General features: G+C 56.6%; 16 protein-coding genes. 14 read left to right on the top strand and 2 right to left on the bottom strand.

All coding sequences use genetic code 11. From position 1 onward, the window contains the following. Nucleotides 1-30 precede the first annotated feature (30 nt). On the bottom strand, nucleotides 31-2,151 hold the full coding sequence (locus ASD45_RS14410; protein WP_162249429.1) for a TIGR04372 family glycosyltransferase: 2,121 nt from the start codon (nucleotides 2,149-2,151) through the stop codon (nucleotides 31-33). Further along, a complete protein-coding gene (locus ASD45_RS14405) occupies nucleotides 2,148-3,242 on the bottom strand; it encodes a glycosyltransferase family 2 protein (protein WP_056912109.1) in 1,095 nt (364 codons plus the stop codon). The genes ASD45_RS14410 and ASD45_RS14405 overlap by 4 nt, the downstream gene beginning before the upstream one ends. A gap of 55 nt (nucleotides 3,243-3,297) precedes the next feature. Between ASD45_RS14405 and ASD45_RS14400 the strand changes: the two genes are divergently transcribed. The 14 genes from ASD45_RS14400 (at nucleotide 3,298) to ASD45_RS14335 (ending at nucleotide 18,942) form a co-directional block, all read left to right on the top strand. Then, on the top strand, nucleotides 3,298-4,632 hold the full coding sequence (locus tag ASD45_RS14400) for a class I SAM-dependent methyltransferase (RefSeq protein ID WP_162249428.1): 1,335 nt from the start codon (nucleotides 3,298-3,300) through the stop codon (nucleotides 4,630-4,632). Further along, on the top strand, nucleotides 4,629-5,159 hold the full coding sequence (locus ASD45_RS14395) for a WbuC family cupin fold metalloprotein (protein WP_056912107.1): 531 nt from the start codon (nucleotides 4,629-4,631) through the stop codon (nucleotides 5,157-5,159). Before ASD45_RS14400 ends, ASD45_RS14395 begins: the two co-directional genes overlap by 4 nt. Next, nucleotides 5,160-5,903 carry an SDR family oxidoreductase gene (locus ASD45_RS14390; RefSeq protein WP_056912106.1) on the top strand — a complete coding sequence of 248 codons (744 nt, stop codon included), beginning with the start codon at nucleotides 5,160-5,162 and terminating at the stop codon, nucleotides 5,901-5,903. A 75-nt stretch (nucleotides 5,904-5,978) separates the two neighbouring features. Next, nucleotides 5,979-7,229, top strand: coding sequence for a methyltransferase domain-containing protein (locus ASD45_RS14385; protein ID WP_056912105.1), 1,251 nt, complete (start codon nucleotides 5,979-5,981; stop codon nucleotides 7,227-7,229). A gap of 69 nt (nucleotides 7,230-7,298) precedes the next feature. Further along, nucleotides 7,299-9,299 (top strand): TIGR04372 family glycosyltransferase, encoded by a 2,001-nt coding sequence (locus ASD45_RS14380; RefSeq protein ID WP_082540841.1) that lies wholly within the window; start codon nucleotides 7,299-7,301, stop codon nucleotides 9,297-9,299. A 137-nt stretch (nucleotides 9,300-9,436) separates the two neighbouring features. Further along, entirely contained in the window at nucleotides 9,437-10,231 is a 795-nt protein-coding gene (locus ASD45_RS14375; RefSeq protein WP_056912103.1) for an ABC transporter permease, read from the top strand. Between the two features lie 10 nt (nucleotides 10,232-10,241). Continuing rightward, the gene (locus ASD45_RS14370) at nucleotides 10,242-11,000 is read left to right on the top strand and encodes an ABC transporter ATP-binding protein (protein ID WP_056912102.1); all 759 of its coding nucleotides are present in this window, start codon (nucleotides 10,242-10,244) and stop codon (nucleotides 10,998-11,000) included. A gap of 255 nt (nucleotides 11,001-11,255) precedes the next feature. After that, a complete protein-coding gene (locus ASD45_RS14365; protein WP_244485372.1) occupies nucleotides 11,256-12,725 on the top strand; it encodes a PfkB family carbohydrate kinase in 1,470 nt (489 codons plus the stop codon). Nucleotides 12,726-12,734: 9 nt separating this feature from the next. Further along, entirely contained in the window at nucleotides 12,735-13,433 is a 699-nt protein-coding gene (locus tag ASD45_RS14360) for a nucleotidyltransferase family protein (RefSeq protein ID WP_056912101.1), read from the top strand. Between the two features lie 115 nt (nucleotides 13,434-13,548). Continuing rightward, nucleotides 13,549-14,487 (top strand): SDR family oxidoreductase, encoded by a 939-nt coding sequence (locus tag ASD45_RS14355; protein WP_056912100.1) that lies wholly within the window; start codon nucleotides 13,549-13,551, stop codon nucleotides 14,485-14,487. Continuing rightward, nucleotides 14,460-15,089, top strand: coding sequence for an SIS domain-containing protein (locus ASD45_RS14350; RefSeq protein ID WP_244485371.1), 630 nt, complete (start codon nucleotides 14,460-14,462; stop codon nucleotides 15,087-15,089). Before ASD45_RS14355 ends, ASD45_RS14350 begins: the two co-directional genes overlap by 28 nt. Nucleotides 15,090-15,174: 85 nt before the next feature. Further along, a complete protein-coding gene (locus ASD45_RS14345) occupies nucleotides 15,175-16,686 on the top strand; it encodes an MBOAT family protein (RefSeq protein ID WP_056912098.1) in 1,512 nt (503 codons plus the stop codon). 14 nt (nucleotides 16,687-16,700) lie between these two features. Further along, the gene (locus tag ASD45_RS14340; protein WP_056912796.1) at nucleotides 16,701-17,768 is read left to right on the top strand and encodes a hypothetical protein; all 1,068 of its coding nucleotides are present in this window, start codon (nucleotides 16,701-16,703) and stop codon (nucleotides 17,766-17,768) included. Between the two features lie 7 nt (nucleotides 17,769-17,775). Beyond that, nucleotides 17,776-18,942 carry a hypothetical protein gene (locus ASD45_RS14335; protein ID WP_056912097.1) on the top strand — a complete coding sequence of 389 codons (1,167 nt, stop codon included), beginning with the start codon at nucleotides 17,776-17,778 and terminating at the stop codon, nucleotides 18,940-18,942. The last annotated feature ends 11 nt before the right edge of the window (nucleotides 18,943-18,953 follow it).

The following is an 18,953-nucleotide window of genomic DNA, read 5'->3' as shown; positions in this document are numbered from 1 at the left end:
TATTTAGATTCAAAAAATGGAAAAGGCACTTCAAACATTGGTGAGAAAAACCTTTGCCGGTTTGGCGGCGCCGAAAAGATAGGGCGTTGCGATAATTGCACTACGATAGTGCCGCAGTTCGTCTGCTTCACATAAAGCCGATTGTTTGCCGTCAAGCATTTCTTTCGTCCCCGCTCGAATTTCCTCGGCCGTATTGGGATGCGCTTCTAGGTTGTGGCGTCGCAGCAGCTCATTATTGATTAATGCGGCCCGGATGGGCTCACGGTAAACCTCGTCGAGTCTGAGATACCGTCTATGCCGTTTGTCATAAATTCGCTTGAGAATGAAGGTGGTGTTTGGGGTCCAAGGCTGGCTATCGTTCGAGACGGCATTGGTTATCAACATCGGGGTTCCGAATGCCTGCGCGGCATTTGTCGGCCCGGAGGTCGTGCCGATCACGAACCGGCTCGTTGCGAACAGGAATACGTCCAGCCGCGACGATTTGATCCTGCTGTGGGCATAATCGAGGACTTGTGGCATGGGAGGCAGCCTGGTCATGCTGCTGTCGCCAAGGCGGATAACCCAGCCGCCTTGGCTAGTGATCTCCTCGATGGCTGCCTTGTAGTCGTCGATGTTCGCAGAACGATGCTCCGCGACCGTTCCCTGGCCGTCGCCGTAATAGCCGCCTTCTCGGACGTGAATGCTGACGTACCAATCATGGGGGCCGATGCCGACGTGGCGGAGTGCCGCCGCGCCGTGACGGCGATCGTCGTCGCTCAGCACGATCAAGGGCGCTCGCCGTTCCTTGGCCCATTGCCATTGTGCCTGCGCGGCAAGCTCTGACCACGGCACGACGCCGGATTGGATGCCGCGCGCGGCGATGAACTGATCGCCAATCATGCGCTGGTACGGGAGCAGATCATTGACGAGTTTGTGGTCCTCGATGATGCAGAAATGGTCGCGCCAGTAATCCAGCATCGGCGCATTGACTACTTTATCGCTAGGGGCCAAAAGCACAAAATTCGCGCGAGGCCGGTACAGCAGCGCGACGCGCAGATAATGATCGAGAAAGCCAATGTGCCCGATCTGGGTCACCCATTCATAGCCGAGAAGGCGTGTCGGAAGTGCAGCATCGAAATGGGGGGTGGCGGCGGCGATGCGGGACTTCAACTCGGAAGGCAGCGGATAGAGTGTGTGAAGCTTGTCCTGCCAGGCAAGTGCTCGCCCATAGAATCGCAGCATCGGTTCTATACAGCCCAGACGGTAGAACTCTTCGCCGAGCCGAACGAGGTTGTCGTAGACGGTGAGCCGGCCTGCATCGGCCAGCTCCCAGGTCGGCGGCGAGTAGGTGGTGGTGTCGTAGCGGGCAGCGTAATTCTGATGAGCCATGACACTTTGTGGGTCGGCTTTAGTGGCGCGGCGAAAGCATTCGACGGCGCTTGCCGTATCGTCGGCGATCAGATGCGCGCAGCCAAGCATGCGCAGAGCGGAGCTGCTCTGGCTGCCCGATTGTTCGACCGCTCGCCCGAGAAAATGCAAAGCTAGGGATTGATTGAGGAGATAAAGGTGTGCCGTTCCGAAAATGAGATTTAACAGATAGCTGTCGATACTTTCACGCGTGCGGCATTCGCGTGCAATTCGGCTGTGCCAGGCGCAGAGCAAAAGCGTTTGAAAATACAGCAGCGAGACGATTCCCTCGCGGTGACGAATGTCGCGGCGGAAGATTAGGTTCGAAAGGCGAGCGGCCGTTAGAGCCGCTTCCTTGTCGCCCGCCCCCAGATTGATCTGTACGGCGGCGCCCAGCGCAAGTTTGACGAGGGTCAGCTGACATCTGGTAAGGAGGCTGTCCGGGTTTCCGGCACTGCGGCGGCTTAGCATAGCCATGATGCGACCGCCGCGAGAAGGCGCCCGCAATATTGAATTTGTGGGTCCTGCCAGATAAGCGAACAGCCGCCTCACGGATTTGCGGCGTCTTACCCAGAATTTCAGAATCAGCGCAATCAGGTAAGGTACGATGATCGAGCCCGCTGAAGCTCGGCTCGAGCGTTTGACCTGCGTGCGAGAAACGCCGCGCTTCTGGCGCGATCGAGCATCATGCGGCGCGGTTGCGCCTCGGGATGCGCCGAGTGCCTGACGGATATTCCCAAGCCCGCGAGGACCAAATTGTGTCAAGTCGCTTTCCCCGGGCTTTCGGTCGCGACGATGGCGCGGCGGGCCCACCATTGACGCATGTATTTCGGAACCGACATTGGGCGCAAGCGGACCGTGAGCCAGACGATCGCGGCAGCGTCCCCAAAATAGCCGAATGACAATGCGAATGCGAGCAATCGGCGCTCCCAGGGCGCCAGCCGGCAGATTTCCGCGACGCGCTGGGCCCGCTCATTTGGCGCAAGGTTATTGTTACTGATCAATAGGCGACCGCCGCCAAAGCGCAGGCGGCGTTCAAGCATGTCCGCGTAATGGGCCGGAAACACGCCGGGCTGTTCTGTCATCACAGCCTTACGCGTGTTCGCGATCAGCCGGTCCAGTTCTCGGGCGTTCGTAACACTTGTGCTGGAGTAGTTTGTGTCATGCAGGCGCCAATAACCCAGCGCCTCAGCGATAAAATAAAAGCCGCCGCGTGCGGCAAATTGACGCCCGAGCAAGCCGTCGGCGACAGAACCCAATTCGGCTTCGAAGCCACCGACATCGGCGAGTGCCTGACGCCGATAGAGGGTTGCGGTGCCTGCGAAGAAATTATCGCCGGTTTCCAGACAAGCGCGGAATGCTGCAGGCGGAATATATTGGCTGACGAGTGAGGGCAGGATGGCTGGTCGCAACACGTCGGTTCCGGTGACGCCGATCAACTTGACGCAGGCGCAGACGAGGTTGGCATCCGCGGGAAGCGTCGAAGCTGCCGCAACGGCCTTTTCAAGGTAGGCCTGATGCAGAATATCGTCGGCGCCGAGAAAGCCGATCCAGCTGGCGGATGTAAGTTCGAGCGCTTCGTTCTGCCCTCGGATGACGCCCATTCGTTCCTGTCGAGCGAGGACCCGCCATGACGGACGAAGTCTGGTGAACTCAGCGATCACCTCACAGCTGTCGTCGGTCGAAGCATCATCGATGATCAGGACTTCGTCGGGCTGAAGCGTCTGAGCGGCGATGCTTCCCAGCGACTCGGCCAAATAGCGGCCGTGGTTGTAGTTGGGCACGACAAGCGCGACGGTCGGGCGCGAGGCCGCTGACAGATTTACCGCATAGCCGGATGTTCTCGGGGCGTTCATGGTGTCCGGAGACTGTCCTTTGTTACCGCGCCGGGGCCGTTTGCCGATAGGGCCGGTGAGCCCAAAGAGCCTGCTGATCGCCGTGTATCAGGAGCGCCGCTCGATGGCGCCGGTCGCATTCGCGGCTGGCTTTTGTCGACGATGGATGCAAAAAACTGGCATCGCTCAGAAAGGGCTGCCGATGGACATCGTCAAGGCCTGCGTTTCTTGCCACCATCCACTCACAGCGCCGACTCTTGACCTGGGCGATCTGCCACTCTGCAATCGGTTCACCGACCGTAACGCGGTGACCCCGACACATAAATTATCGGTCAGCGATTGTCCATCTTGCGGGCTGGTGCAGGCTGTCGAGGTCGCACCGGTGGATGCCATCGTACCGCGCCTTCCTTGGATCCGGTACAATGAGCCTGAAGGCCATCTCGACAAGGTGGCCCAGACGCTCATGTTGCGTTCGGACCGCAACACTCCGAAAACCGCGCTTGGTGTCGGTCCTTTCGATGAGCCGCTGCTCGCACGGTTACAGAACCTCGGTTGCGAAGTCGAGAGGTTGAATCTGATCGGCGATGCTGCGCCGGGCGTTGGAGGCGTCGGCTATCCTTACCTTGAGACCATGCAGGCGCGGCTGCGGCCGGAGTTCATTGGGCAGGCAACGTCGTCACTGGCCGATATTGTCGTGTGCCGCTATCTCATCGAGCACAGTCACGAGCCGGTTGCTAGTCTTGCGGCGCTGACGCAGTTGCTCGAGCCGAATGGCGTGCTGCTCATCGAAGTGCCGGATAGCGAAAAGTTCCTTCGCGCGCTCGACTACTGCTTCCTGTGGGAAGAGCACATCTCGTATTTCGTCGAGAGAACGGCGAAGGCGTTGGCGGCACAAGCCGGCCTTCGCGTCGAGCGCTTTCACCGGTTCGAAGGCCAACTCGAGGACGCCTTGGTTTTGATCCTCAGACGCGGCGAAGTCGAGCCGCTCGGCACGGCTTCGCCGGAAGATAGAGAAGTCTTCAAGCGCTATCGCACGTCGTTCGCGTCCCGTCGCGAGGCCTACCGGTCGCGCGTGGCTTCGCTGGCGGCTAAAGGAAAGGTCGCGCTGATCGGCATGGGCCATCAGTCGATCATGTTTCTGAGTGCCCTCGGGTTGCATCCTTACATCTCGCTTTTTGTTGACGACAGCCCTCAGAAACAGGGGCTCCGCGTGCCGGGAACCACCACGGCGATTATTCCTTCGGCGGACATCGTCGGCCGTTCCGATATCTCAGCCTGTCTGCTCGCCATCAGCCCGCGGGCAGAGATTACAGTCCGCGCGAAGCTCAAGCCCTTGAGCAAAAAAGGAACGGAAATTTTGCCGATTTACGCTGGTATTGAGGGAAAAAAGCGACTACTAGAAGCGCTATGAATTTGGAGCAAAAATCGCCTGAAGTCTTCGTTGCCAAGGGGCCAATTGCCTCGATTGGCGGTGAGGAAATCGAGCTTCTGAAGTCGACTCTAGCCAACGCCCCGAAGGGCCGCGTGCGCATCAATCTGCATCCGAACAGCGACGACCGCCTGCACGAGATGTTTATTGCACTTCGCAACGACTCCTACATCCGGCCGCACAAACACCCGACTAAGTCCGAGGCCTTCCATTTGGTGTATGGCGCGGTTGATATTGTCATCTTCGAAGATGACGGACAAATCCGCAAAGTCGTCAAACTCGGCGCCGGCGATGCGCAGCGTGCGTTCTACTACCGCATGTCCGAGCCGTTCTTCCATACGCTTGTCATTCGCTCCGACATTTTGGTGATCCACGAAATCACCAACGGTCCGTTCGATGCTTCGGGTACCGTGTTTGCGTCGTTCGCACCCGACGACACGGACCGCGACGCCGCGACGGCCTTTCGGTTCGCGCTGGCGAAACGGATCGACGAGATCGAGAGCGTGTGAATGAGCGGGGGGCAGGCCGTCGTCATTGGGGGGACCAAGGGGCTGGGCCGCGAGATCGCAGGCCGGTTTCTTGCAAGGGGCCAAAAGGTAACGCTCGTCTCCCGGTCTCGGCCAAATCATCTCGTCGATGGCACGCAGCCCGTGCATGTCGCGGCCGATCTGGAGTCGTTGACGGACGCGCGGGACATCGTGTCGGAAGTCGTCGAGGCAAACGGTCCGGTTCAATATCTGATCTTCAGTCAGCGATATAGGGGCGGCGGCGATCCCTGGGCCGGTGAGCTGCAGGTGGGGCTCAACGCGACGCGACTCCTGGTTGAGGCCTTCACAAATCGCTTCATTTCCGAAGGCGATCGTGCCATTGGCATTGTCAGCTCCGTATACGCCGACTTTGTGGGCGGCTCGCAGCCGGTGGGGTATCATCTGGTTAAGGCAGGGCTTAATCAGCTTGCCCGGTACTACGCTTGGGAGCTTGGGCGGCAGGGCATCCGTGTCAATGCAGTTATGCCCTTGAGTTACGTGAAAAATGAGAGCCGCCCGTTTTATGCCGCCCAGACCGAGTTGACGGATCTCTACAAGCGATTTGTTCCGCTTGGGCGGATGGGAGACAGCGTGGACGCGGCCAATTTGCTCGATTTTCTCTGCAGTGAAAAAGCTGGCTTCATCAACGGGCAGTGCATATTCGTTGATGGTGGCGTGTCAGTCGTGTGGCAAGAAGAAGTAGCGAAAAGCCTCACAGGGCTTTAAACAAGTGCCAGCCTGTTACAAACAACCGCAAAGTACGACGCCTTAACAATCATTCGGACCAATTCGGAATTGTCGATGCAGGAAGTCTTCCATCGGGATACATGCCGACTGTGTGGCTCGCGCTCGCTTGAACTCGTGCTTCCCATTCTGCCATCCGCCATCGGCGATGCCTTCGTGCCTTCCTCGCGGCTTGACGAAAAGCAGGGGACCTATTCGCTAGAGACATATTTGTGCCTCGATTGCGGTCATTTGCAGAACATCGACACCGTGAATCCGGACATTCTGTTCCGCGAATATACGTACCGGACGTCGGTGTCGCTCGGGCTGGTCGAGCACTTCCGTAAATATGCGGCGAACGTCGTCGAGAATGTGCAGGCACCGAAGGGGTCTCTGGTCGTCGAAATTGGCAGCAATGATGGCTCGCTGCTCAAGGCCTTCAAGAGCCATGGCATGCGTGTGGTCGGCATCGATCCGGCGCGCGCCATCGCCGAGACCGCGACGGCGGAAGGCATCCCGACCATTCCGGAGTTCTTCAGTACGGCGATTGCCGAAAGGGTTGTCGCCGAACATGGCCGCGCCACTGTGTTCTGCGCGAACAACGTTTTCGCCCATATCGACGACATGGCCGACATCGTCGCCGGCATCAGGAAGGTGCTTGCCGACGACGGCGTGTTTGTTTTCGAGGTGTCCTACATCTTTGACATGATCGACAACATGGTGTTCGACACGATCTATCACGAGCACGTTTCGCACCATGCGCTTCTGCCGCTCGAGAAGTTCTTCAACCGTTTCGATATGACGTTATTCGACGTCGAGAAGCAGAGGTCGAAAGGCGGATCCATCCGCGGATTTGCGCAAACGCTTTCGACAGGAAAGCGTACGAAGTCCGAAACGCTACTCGCGCTGTACGAAGGTGAGGAGAAGCGGCAATATCGCAGCCCCAAGGTTTATCGCGACTTTTTCGATGCGATCGAAGCGCGCAAGGTAGAAACCTTGCGGATTGTCGATGAAGTCATCGCGGCGGGCGGTGTGGTTGCCGGTTATGGGGCTTCGACGACGACTACGACGCTCCTCTATCACTTCGAGCTTGAGAAGCGCATAAAGTTCATTGTCGACGACAACCCTATCAAGCAGGGTATGTACAGCCCCGGCGCCCATATCCCGGTACTGCCTTCGGATGTGTTGAAGAATATGAAACCGGCTCTCGTCGTCATCCTGGCTTGGATTTACTTCGAACCGATTATCAAGCGTAACCAGAGCTATCTGGATCAGGGCGGGAAGTTTCTTGTGCCTCTTCCCGAAGTCAATGTGGTTTCTAAGCCGTAGGGTGGCGCAGTGGGTAGCCGGACTTTGAATTTTTAATCACGCAGGATTTCCTGATCGGAGCGACCAACAATGTGGAGACGGTATGTTCTCAACCGCCGTCTGTGGCGATTTCTGGGACCGTTTTGCTTTGCGGTCGTTCCCACCCGATTGATGTATCGAGCTCTTCTGCAGCTTTACCGTTTTCACCCGGCACTTTCGACGCAAGTTGCAAGGTACTATTCGCAATTTCATCCCCAGACGGCGCAACGCTCGCTGTGGAAAAAGACGCCGTTTCGCAATTCGGCGCCGCGTGCGGCGGCGCACCTGCTCTTCGATTTGAAGCAATACGAATCTTCCATCGCGCTCATCGAGCGATACGACCTTCAACTGAAGGACGTCCATTTTCTATGGCTTCTCGGTAGGTCTTATTTCGAATTAGGACGCGTGGAAGATGCCGCGGCATGTGCCAAGTTGTGGCCGAAAACCCAGCTTAGCGATCCATTCATGATGCAGACCCTCGCTCATTTTCTGTTGTTGGCTGGGAAAGAGGAATCCCGAGCTGCTGAGCTTCTTCGAGGCGCCGCGCAGTTGGTGCCAGAGCTGTGGCGGCCACACCAAAATCTGTCAGCTCGCGAGCCTTGGGCGTATATCCCCACCGCAATCGATTTCCTAGCGGGGGCAAGGGGCCTGTTATTTGATGCTTATAATTATTTGGGACAACGCACGGAACATATTGGCCGAGGCGAGTTGAGTTGCCGCCTTTATGCGAGCGCTCTGCGTTGTCAGGGCACCTTAAGAAAGCAGTTCGAGCGTCAAATGGCTTTGACCACGAGCACGGGCGTCGTCGCTTCATCCGTGAAGAATGGGACTTCAGCCGGCAAAGCAAACGCCATCGTGTCGGACGAATGCGTAGCCTTTTTGGCGGAATTGGGCATCGAATTAAAAGACTTGCGCATATTGCCCGTTGAGTGGACGACTCAAATCGGCCACGAGGGAATGATCGATATCCTTTTAAGAATGCAGGATTTGGGCTGGTGGCGTGGACGGCCTGTTATCCTAGCCCGGCCACAAAGTGTTGCGAACCACCTTCTGCTGTCGTTGTTCGATCAGAAAGCTCCCGTTCTTGTCGCCGGCGTCAACGTCGATGCGGCGATTTGGGGGGAACTGGCTTCTTTGCAGCGCATGTATGGCCTCAACTTCAAGGCCTTCCAGGCCCCTTCAAGCGAAGTGAGTTTGTGGCAGGAGGCCGGCGCTCTCCTCATGAATGAATGGGAAGCGGATGGCCGAGGTCATCCAATGCGCGATGCCTTCGATAAACTTGTCGCGTCGACATCAATGGTTCGTCAAATCGTGGAGCGCGCGAGGAGCGGCTGGGGAATGTCACTCGGCGATTGGTACGTATGCTTGCATCTGCGTGATGCGTCTCATTATGGCGAGAGACGTGGAGCCGGGCAGACCCACCGAAACTCGGACGTTCAAACGTATCTTGAAGCGATCAAATACATAACCTCCCAGGGCGGATGGGTTATCAAGCTGGGTGGGCCGCGATCGCCCGAGCTTCCCAAAATGGATCGATTGATCGACTACGCCCGCAGCGACGAGCGGTCGGAGCTATTCGATCTTCACTTGTTGCGTAATTGCAAATTCTTCATCGGTACGACGTCGGGATTGACGAACGTTGCGGTGAGCTTTGGCATCCCGTCGGCTTTGGTCAATTGCATAACGACGGACGCCCAGCTTTGGGGCGACCAGGTGCGGTTTGTGCTCAAGACGGTGCGGCTGCCGGCCGGAGATGAAGTGACGCAGCGGGAACTGACATCGACACCTTGGCGCTGGCGAGTGTTTAGCTCCGAAGTGCTTGCCGCCAACGGTGCGGTACTCCAGGACAATACGGCGGATGAGGTCCTTGAAATTGTCAAGCAGGTCGACGCGCTGGCCCGCGGCGACGAGCGCGCCTATAGTGAGAAATTGGGCGGGGCGGACGAGCTTTTGTCGAAGTGGACAGCTAGCTTGGCTTTTTCACATTTTTATGGCAATGCGACGCCAAGCCTGTATTTCCTGAAGAAGCACGCTGCCAAATTCTTGAAGTGATTCGGCGCGAGGCTAGGAACGTCGGGCTCTAAAACGTCATTCCGGCGGTGTTGCTGTTCGCAACCGCTGCGCCGCCATGCTGGAATCTGCCGGGGTGGGGGATCACGACTTGCGGGGGCGAGTAAAAGAGGAACTTAATGCCTGAAAGTGTTGTTGGACGGGCCCTGGATGACCTTACCCCGGTATTTTCCCGTTTCCATACGTGGCGATCGCTGGCGGCGGTGGACATACGCTCGAAGTATCGGCGTACTTATCTCGGACCGTGGTGGATCACAGCGTCGAACGGCATCTTCGCTTTCATCATCGGGACTGTTTCGGGTCGATTTCTCGGCTCGAATATGCAGGAATATCTCCCATTCTTCATCACCGGAATGACTATTTGGGGCTTCGTGTCGTCGGCCATCATCGAATCTTGTACGACCCTCATTCAGTCTGGCGGCCTGATCAGGGCCACCAACATGCCGTTGGTGATCTACATCATGCGCATGGTTCAGCGGAACTTCATCATTTTTCTGCATAACAGCGCCGTAATTCCAATCGTGTGGCTCGTGTATCCTTGGCACGTTGGTTTCTACGCACTGACCGCGCTGATCGGATTCTTCTTCCTCTATGTTTGCGTCAGCTCGATTTCGTTGGCGGTCAGCATCGTTTGCGTCCGGTATCGTGACGTGCCCCCAATCGTTACGGCGCTTGTCCAAGTGCTGTTCTTCATTTCTCCGATCATCTGGCAGCCGTCTCAGTTGCGAGGCGGGCATGAGGTGCTGCTTTTCAACCCGATCGCTCATCTGCTGGTGATCACCCGCGATCCGATCTTGGGGAAAACGGTTCCGCTAATGTCATTTGGAATTTCGGCTTTGACAGCGTTACTCTGTGCTTCCGTGGCGCTTGCCATCTATTCCCGATATAAAAAGCGCGTCGTGTTCTGGGTTTAGGTCATCGGTAATGAAACAAGTCGTTGTTGAAAATCTCAGCGTCGCTTTTCCCATTAGTCTGTCACGTCCGCAATCATTGCGGAGCGAGTTAACGAAGAAATTGTCTCGGATCGGCGGGCGCGTCGTGAGCGATGACTCGCATGGGGCAGTTCTTGCTCTCAGTGATGTCAGTTTTACGCTCAAGCCTGGAGATCGCTTGGGACTGATCGGCCCCAATGGCTCGGGCAAGACTACGCTAATTCGAGCGCTGGCTGGCGTTTACGATCCTTCGGCGGGTCGTATTCGCGCTGACGGGGTAATCGTGCCCATGTTCGATATCGGTTTAGGCTTCGATGATGAAGGCACCGGGTACGAAAACATATACATCCGTGGCCTAATCATGGGGCTGACAAAGGAGCAGATTTCGAAGCGGATCGATGAGATCGCGGAATTCAGTGGTCTTGGCGAATACCTTGATATGCCGATCAGGACATATTCTGCGGGCATGAGTCTTCGACTAATGTTTGCAATCGCGACAAGTGTGCAAGGCGACATTATCCTTATGGATGAGTGGCTGACCGTGGGCGATGCCGAGTTTCGCCAGAAGGCCAATGCTCGTCTTCGTCAGCTAACGGAACAGTCAGGAATACTTGTATTGGCTTCGCATGACACTGACTTGCTCCGTCAGACCTGTAATGTTGCTATGTATCTTGCTAACGGTAAGATGTGCCATTTTGGCAAGGTCGACGATGTTCTGCGACAGATGAATGAAAAGCAGGACGCAAATTAGGCGCTTTTTAGGAGCGCGTCTGAAATTAATCTTCTTAAGAAATTTTCCGCCCGTCGCGTGGGTAGCTGACGGATTTGGAATACCGCTGTAAGTGACCCTTTATTTATAAATCTACTTCAGGTACTAATTTTCCTAGTGTGCATGATGTTAATTGTATTGCGCTGACTGAAGCACAGGGGCTTGATAAAGGTGGGTACGGGAACTCTATCGACTACTGCTTCAGACAAATATTCTGAGGTGGCGAAGGCGATCCGCTTGGCCGCCGGTACCGGACGCCGTATCGCGTTCGTATCAGGGAACTTTAACGTCATTCATCCGGGGCACCTCCGGCTGTTTAAATTTGCAAAAGATCTCTCAGACTTTCTTGTAGTGGGAGTTAATGCCGACCGAGCGCCTGGAACCAGCGTGAAACTGGCAGATCGGCTCGAAGGCCTGGAGGCGCTGTCGGTTGTGGATCAGGTCGTAGCCCTCGACGGGCTGCCTGACGAATTCGTGCTGGCGCTCCAGCCTGACATTGTCGTCAAGGGTAGCGAGTTCGAGAAGCGCGTCAACCGGGAGCAGGCCGCCGTCGACAGCTATGGTGGCAAGTTGATCTTTAGCTCCGGCGAGATGCGGTTCGCCTCGATCGGTCTGCTGCAGCAGGAATTCAAGACCACAAACATTCATAACATCAGGAAGTCGCCGGAATACATGCGGCGGCATGGTGTGACCCATGCTGCGGTCACGTCGACCCTTCGCCAATTCTCCGGAATGAAGATTTTTGTGATAGGCGACGTGATTGTAGACGACTACATCACCTGCGACCCTCTTGGGATGTCGCAGGAAGATCCGACGATCGTCGTGGCGCCAATCGAAACCAGGACGTTCATCGGCGGAGCCGGCATCGTTGCCGCCCACGCACGAGGTCTTGGCGCGGACGTTGATTTTTGTACCGTCGTTGGCAACGACGGGACGGCGAAGTTCGTGACCAGCGATCTCGAACGACTTGGGGTAAAATTCAATGCGTTTGTCGACATGGCGCGTCCGACGACACGCAAGCAGCGCTTTCGTGCGCTGAACAAGACGCTGCTCCGCGTCAATCATTTGCGCCAGAATCCGATCGAGCCCGGCATTCAAAGCAAGATGCTGAGCAAGTTCGACGAGGTGCTGGACGCCGCTGATCTCGTGCTTTTCTCCTGTTTCAATTACGGCTGCCTGCCGCAGGCGCTGGTCGATGAAATGAGCGCACGTGCCAGGAAGAAAGGCGTAATGATGGCCGCCGACAGTCAGGCATCGTCTCAGATGGCGGACGTGTCGCGCTTTCAGGACATGAGTCTTATTACCCCGACCGAGCGCGAAGCGCGTCTGGCTTTGCAAGACTTCGACACCGGCCTTGCCTATATCGGCGAGCGACTGCAATGCGTCGCGAAGGCGCGAAACCTTATCATCTCCTTGGGGGCAGAGGGCATGCTGATCCGCGGGCCGAAGGAGAACACATTCCAATCGGACCGGCTACACGCGATCAACACGTCACCGAAGGACGTCGCGGGCGCGGGCGATAGTTTGTTTACCTCTACCTCTATGGCGCTTTGCGCCGGCCGGGAAATATGGGAGGCGGCTTATATTGGCGCGGTCGCGGCGGCGGTTCAGGTGTCCCGCGTCGGTAATTCGCCACTGAACGTTCGCGAGCTGATTGCCGAGATCGACGGCATCGATCACGCGTCAGATGACGCGTTTGAGCTTTAAGGCGTCGGCATGCGCGCGTTGTTGCTTGCCGCTGGCATGGGCACGCGTCTGCGGCCGATAACCGATACGATCCCCAAATGTCTGGTGCCGATTCACGGGCGCCCTTTGCTCGACTATTGGCTGGAAAATCTTTTAAGTAATGGCATCGAGCCCATCCTAATCAATACGCATTATCTCGCCGAAAAGGTCGAGACTCACGTGGCTGCATCGGCGTGGCGTTCAAAAATCGATTTGGTGTTCGAAGCAAGCCTGCTCGGGACGGGTGGGACAATTTTGGCCAACCGAGATTGGTTTGGATCGGAGCCATTCCTCGTCGGCCATGCCGATAATCTGACCGATTTCGATGTCGCGGAATTGAGAACCGCTCATGCCAACCGACCCGCCGGCTGTCTGATGACGATGCTAGCCTTCAGGACCGACGATCCCCGTTCCTGTGGTATCCTGGAACTGGATTCCCGCGGGGTGGTGATGGCGTTTCACGAGAAAGTGGCTGACCCGCCGGGCAACCTTGCCAACGCCGCCGTCTACATTCTCGAGCCGTCCGTTATCGATATCGTGGCGGCGCATTCGAAGCGGGAAATTGACCTTTCAACGGAGGTCATGCCCGAGCTGGTTGGCCGTATAATTGCTGTTGAAACAAATAGATATCATAGAGATATCGGAACGCCTGAAAGCTTGCGCCGGGCGAACTCTGAGTATAAGAAATAGCCCTTCGAAGCTGGGCGAGCTTATTGAATTCACAGCAAGATGATCCGAAACGCCGGATCGCCCCGGCTGCGGAGTTCCATGCCGCTTTCACGAAATACTCGATGGGGTGGGTCTAATGAAGGTCCTCGTTACCGGAGCTTGCGGCTATAAGGGTAGCGTCCTGGTCCCCAAGCTTCTCAAGGCCGGACACCAGGTGGTCGGCGTCGATATCATGTGGTTTGGGAATTTTCTCGAGCCGCACCCCGACCTGACCATCGTCAGCGCGGATGTCCGAGATAAGGATCTGATCGATCTGACCGGCATCGACGCCATTATTCATCTGTCAAGCATCGCCAACGATCCGTGCGGGGATCTGAATCCCAAACTGACCTGGGAAGTTTCTTGCCTTGCGACCATGGAGCTTGCTGACAAAGCCAAACGTCATGGCATCAAGCGGTTTATCTATGCTTCTTCTGGCAGCGTTTATGGTGTGAAGGAGGAACAGCAAGTTACCGAAGATCTCGAGCTTGTTCCTATCTCGGAGTACAATAAGACCAAGATGTGCGGCGAGCGCATCCTACTGTCCTACTCGGACGACATGGTGGTGCAGATCGTGCGCCCGGCGACCGTGTGCGGTTATTCGCCGCGGCAGCGCCTAGATGTGTCGGTCAACATGCTCACCATGCAGGCGCTGCTGAACGGCCGGATCACCGTATTCGGCGGCGATCAGACCCGCCCGAACATCCACATCGACGACATCACCGATCTCTACCTGTTCCTTCTCGATCATCCCGAGCACACGGGCGTCTACAACGCTGGTTTCGAGAACATCTCGATTCTGGACATTGCCAAGATGGTCCAGAAATACGTGCCGGCCGAAATTATCGTCTCCGAATCGAACGACCCGCGCAGTTATCGCGTTAACTCGGATAAGCTCCTGGCGACCGGCTTCAAGCCGACGAAGACTGTCGAGGACGCCATCAAGGAGCTGATTGGCATGTACTCGCAGGGCAAGCTGACCAACGAAGATCGCTGGTACAATCTGAAGTGGATGGAGAAGGCCGCGGCGCAATGAGTGACGTTATTCCGCCGAAGCAGCACTTCGCCGCCTACAGCGACCGGCTTGCATCCGTTCTGAACTCCTTCGATTGGGCGCCAGTCGAGCGCCTGGCGGAGGAGCTGCGTGATTGTTGGCGTTCGGGCCGTCAGGTGTTCTTCGCTGGCAACGGCGGCAGCGCCGGCAACGCCACGCATCTGGCGAATGATTTCATCTACGCCCTGTCAAAAAGACAAGGGTCGGGACTGCGGGCGCACTCTCTTGTCGCCAACCCGTCGGTCGTCACCTGTTTGGCCAACGACGAGGGCTACGACACGGTCTTTTCGCTTCAGCTTTCGGTGCTGGCGCGCAAGAGCGATGTGCTGATTGTATTCTCGGGTTCCGGCAATTCGCCGAACATCGTCAAGGCGCTCGAGGAGGCCCGGCATCTCGGCATGACGAGCTATGCCTTTCTCGGCTACTCCGGGGGCAAGGCCAAGAGCCTGGCGGACGTTCCGATCCATTTCGAAATCAACGACATGCAGATCGCGGAAGATACTCAAGTCATCGTCGGTCATATGCTGATGCAATGGCTTCACGCTCAACGCGACGACATCGTGCCCGTCAATGCAGGCTACTAGTTTCGGCAGCCAGCCATCCGGGTGTTTTTCCCAAGAATATTGCGTGCGAAACTGCAGGAACTGAAGCTTCGCGGGGCCATAGCGTATGCTCTTCACACAGTATAATTTCATATTCCTTTATTTGCCGATTACGCTTATCGGCTATTTCGTTATTGCTCGCCTCGCGCGCAACCCGCTCTATCAAATTACATGGCTCGCCGGCGCTTCGCTGGTGTTCTACGGCGTCTGGAACGTCAAATTCGTTCCGATCATCGCGGTATCGATCATTTTCAATTATTTGATGGGCTTCCGGATGGCGCATCTGCCGCCGGGTTCGGTCGCGCGCAAAAGGGCGTTCCTGGTGGCGATCGTCGCCAATCTCGCGGCGCTTGCATTCTTCAAGTACACCAATTTCGGAATCGACACCCTCAATCACTTGACGGGTCTTCATGTCCAGTTCGCCAAGATCGCGCTGCCGCTCGGCATATCGTTCTTCACGTTCACCCAGATCGCGTACCTTGTGGACGTCTATAGCGGCTATCCCAACGAGCGTAATTTCTCGAAGTATGTCCTCTTCGTAACGTATTTTCCGCATCTGATTGCCGGTCCGATTCTGCATCACAGCGAGATGATGCCGCAATTCGGCGCGGAGGAGAATCGGCGGTTTTCGGTCGAGCGTTTCGCTATCGGGTTGACGATCTTCGCAATCGGCATGTTCAAGAAAGCGGTCATCGCCGACGGTCTCGCGTTGCTTGCCGATCCGGTCTTCACGAATGCGTCGAAGGGGGCCGTGACATCGGGTGACGCCTGGGTCGGCGTGTTATCGTACTCGCTGCAGATCTACTTCGATTTCTCCGGCTATTCGGACATGGCGATCGGCCTGTCCACCATGTTCCGGATCAAACTGCCGTTCAACTTCGACTCGCCTTACAAGGCCCAGAGCATCGTCGAGTTTTGGCGCCGGTGGCACATTTCGCTGTCCCGCTTCTTGCGCGACTACCTCTACATCCCGCTCGGCGGTAACCGTCATGGCGCGGCCATGCGCAATTTCAATCTCGCGGTGACCATGCTGCTGGGCGGCCTGTGGCATGGCGCCGGCTGGACGTTTGTGGTGTGGGGCGGACTGCACGGCGTTTATCTCGTCATCAATCACTACTGGACGCGAACCTTCAATCGCGTGCCGGTCCTCAAAAGTTTGTCGAAGACGTTCGTCTACGCGCTGTGCTCGCTGGTGATCACACAGCTTGCAGTCGTCGTGGCTTGGGTGTTTTTCCGCGCGGACTCGTTCTCGGCCGCCAAGCGTCTCCTGGCCGCGATGTTTAGTTTTGGCGCTTTCGACTGGCGCAGCACCAGCGCCATCGGGGGCACGTATTGCGCAGTCGCGATCGCGGTCGGCTACGCGATCTGTATCCTGATGCCAAACATCATCGACATGTTCCAGCCGCAGCAACGGGTGGGCCTCGAGATCTACGAGAATCCTCGGCCGTTCAGCCTGGCGCGTTTCGGCTGGTCACCGAGTGTCATTTGGGCGATCACAACTACTCTGCTGTTGAGCGCAGGCCTCATCGCTACGTTGGTCGCCGGTGGTATCAGCCCGTTCCTGTATTTCCAGTTCTGACTGGGTGAGTGATGATGGGTGTAGTCAAATCTCCAGAAGCCGAGACGGAGTTGGGGTGCGATTTCGGTAAAGTCGTGCTCTACCTCACCGTGATAGCTGGCTCAATTTTATTGCTCTCTCTGTATGCCTTCGCGGGCTATACGCAGGTTGCACCCGCAATCGTGTCGCAGAATCCGTTCGGCCCGATCTATCCCAATAACGATCATCGCTGGTATCGCGACTATGGCGGGCGGTTTGTGCCGGAGATCCAAGATCAAGAACTCTTCTATCATAACGTAGGGCCCTCGGTGTCAGAGGCCAAGAAGGCCGACATCGTCATCTTGGGTCCATCTTTCGTTTCGTACGCTTTCGATCGCGACGTGCTGCGCAAGTTCGGCGACGATCACCGTCTTCGGCTCTATAACATGTCTTTCATCGGCATCCGCGGCGGCGAGTTCTCGCTCGGCGTAATCGAGCAATGGAAGATTCGTCCAAAGCTCTGGATTATCAACGTCGATGATCAGATCATCCATTTCTTTAGCCGAGGCATGGATCTGACGCTCGGTCCGAAAACAGTCGTTATTCCGGCGACCAATCATGGGCGGTTGCAGGGGTTCGTGAACGTTGCCGGGCAAAATCTGCGGTGGCGTCTTGAGGATTGGATCGCAGGCTACGCCAACCCGGGAATTCCGCGCAACGTCGCCAATGGCAACGTCAATCTCGACGGCAACCCCCGCTATAGAGCCCCGGACAACAAGTCGATTGTTTTCGACACCGGGCGGGTCTGCCACGCCAGCAAGGAACAGATCGAGATTGGTCGCAACTTTATTCAGAAGATTGGCGGTCAGGTGGTGTTCACGCTGGTGCCGCACAGTCAGGCCTGCGTACAGCAGGCGCGCGAGCTCGCCGCAGCCTTGGGCGTCGAACTGATCGTTCCACCATTCGACAACTTCTCGTCGGTCGACGGGGGAGGCCATCTCGACAAGAAGGGGGCGACCAAGTTCTCCGATTACTTTTTCGGTGAATTAGAGAAGAGCCAGACGTTCAAACGCATCAGCGACAGTGCCCCGCGCGCATCCGCGGCGGGCTCTCCGGGGCGTTAGGACAGGCATGCGGATCGGTATCGCGCGTTATTTGACGATCATTGCGGTTCTGGTCGCGGCCCTGGTCGGCGGCAGCATTGGTGCGCTCGAATACATCGGTATCGCCAGCGGCTCCATCAGATTGCCGGCTGTCGCGGGAAAAGAACAGATACGCCAGCCTGACACGATCGTTCTGCCCGGTGATTTGCGATACTGGGCTGCGTACAAGCTGCCCATTATCGCTGCGCAAAATCCGGAAATCGTCGTCGTAAGTTCGTCGCGCGCCGGACAGATGCGAAGTGCGATGTTCAAGCCCTACCGGCTTTACAACGCGTCGTTCACGTCTTGGAACCTCGAACAGATGTTTCAGATGGTTGATCGCATCACGAGGGTCAGTAAACCACGCACGATTATCGTTGAGATTGACTATTTCATGTTCAGCGACGCCTACGAAAAGTCTGTGGGCGAACAGCGGGCGATGTATTTCGACAATGAATGGCGCTTCCGCTATGATAGTTTCTTCAACTTCATCAGGCTTATGACTAGCCGCCCGGCACTTCTGAAGAACTACGTCTTGCCGCGGCTTTCAGGCGAGGAGCCAGCGAAACTCGATGGTATGAGGCTGATTGGCATTGATGCGATGGCGACCCAGGCCGGCTTTCGCGTTGACGGCTCATATCGCTATCCAACCGGTCTCATCGCTTCTGCCACCGATCAGACGAAGAACAACCGAGGCCTTATCGAATCGGTCCCTGGCGCCCCGCATATTGACGCTCGCCAGATGGCCGCATTGGAACGTCTTGCCGCTTTGGCGCGGGATCGTGGCGTTAAGCTAGTCGCCATGCAGCTCCCGTATCTGAAGGCGTCGGTCGAATTTTTGAACAACGATCCGGGGTATCGCCCCTATGCCGGCCTCTGGCGTGAATTCGAGAGCGAAGCGATGTCCCGCAAGTTCGAACAATTGGGAATACCGTTCTTTGATTTGTGTTGCGTCTCATTCAACGATGAGGCGAGCGAGTTTGTTGACGCCATCCACGTCGGAGAACGAGGAATGATCCAGGTCCTGTTGACACTTGCTGAAGATCAGCGATTTCGCGCTCTGTTTCCTGATCTGGAGGTGGAGCGGCTGAAGTCCGATCTCGACGCGGCCCGCAAGAGTAACAACATTTTTCATGTTTATGGGAACCGGTTCTGAGAACCGATAAA

Origin of the sequence: Pseudolabrys sp. Root1462, from assembly GCF_001426945.1 — a bacterium.
Taxonomy (GTDB): domain Bacteria; phylum Pseudomonadota; class Alphaproteobacteria; order Rhizobiales; family Xanthobacteraceae; genus Pseudolabrys.
This window is presented reverse-complemented; position numbering and strand designations above follow the sequence as displayed.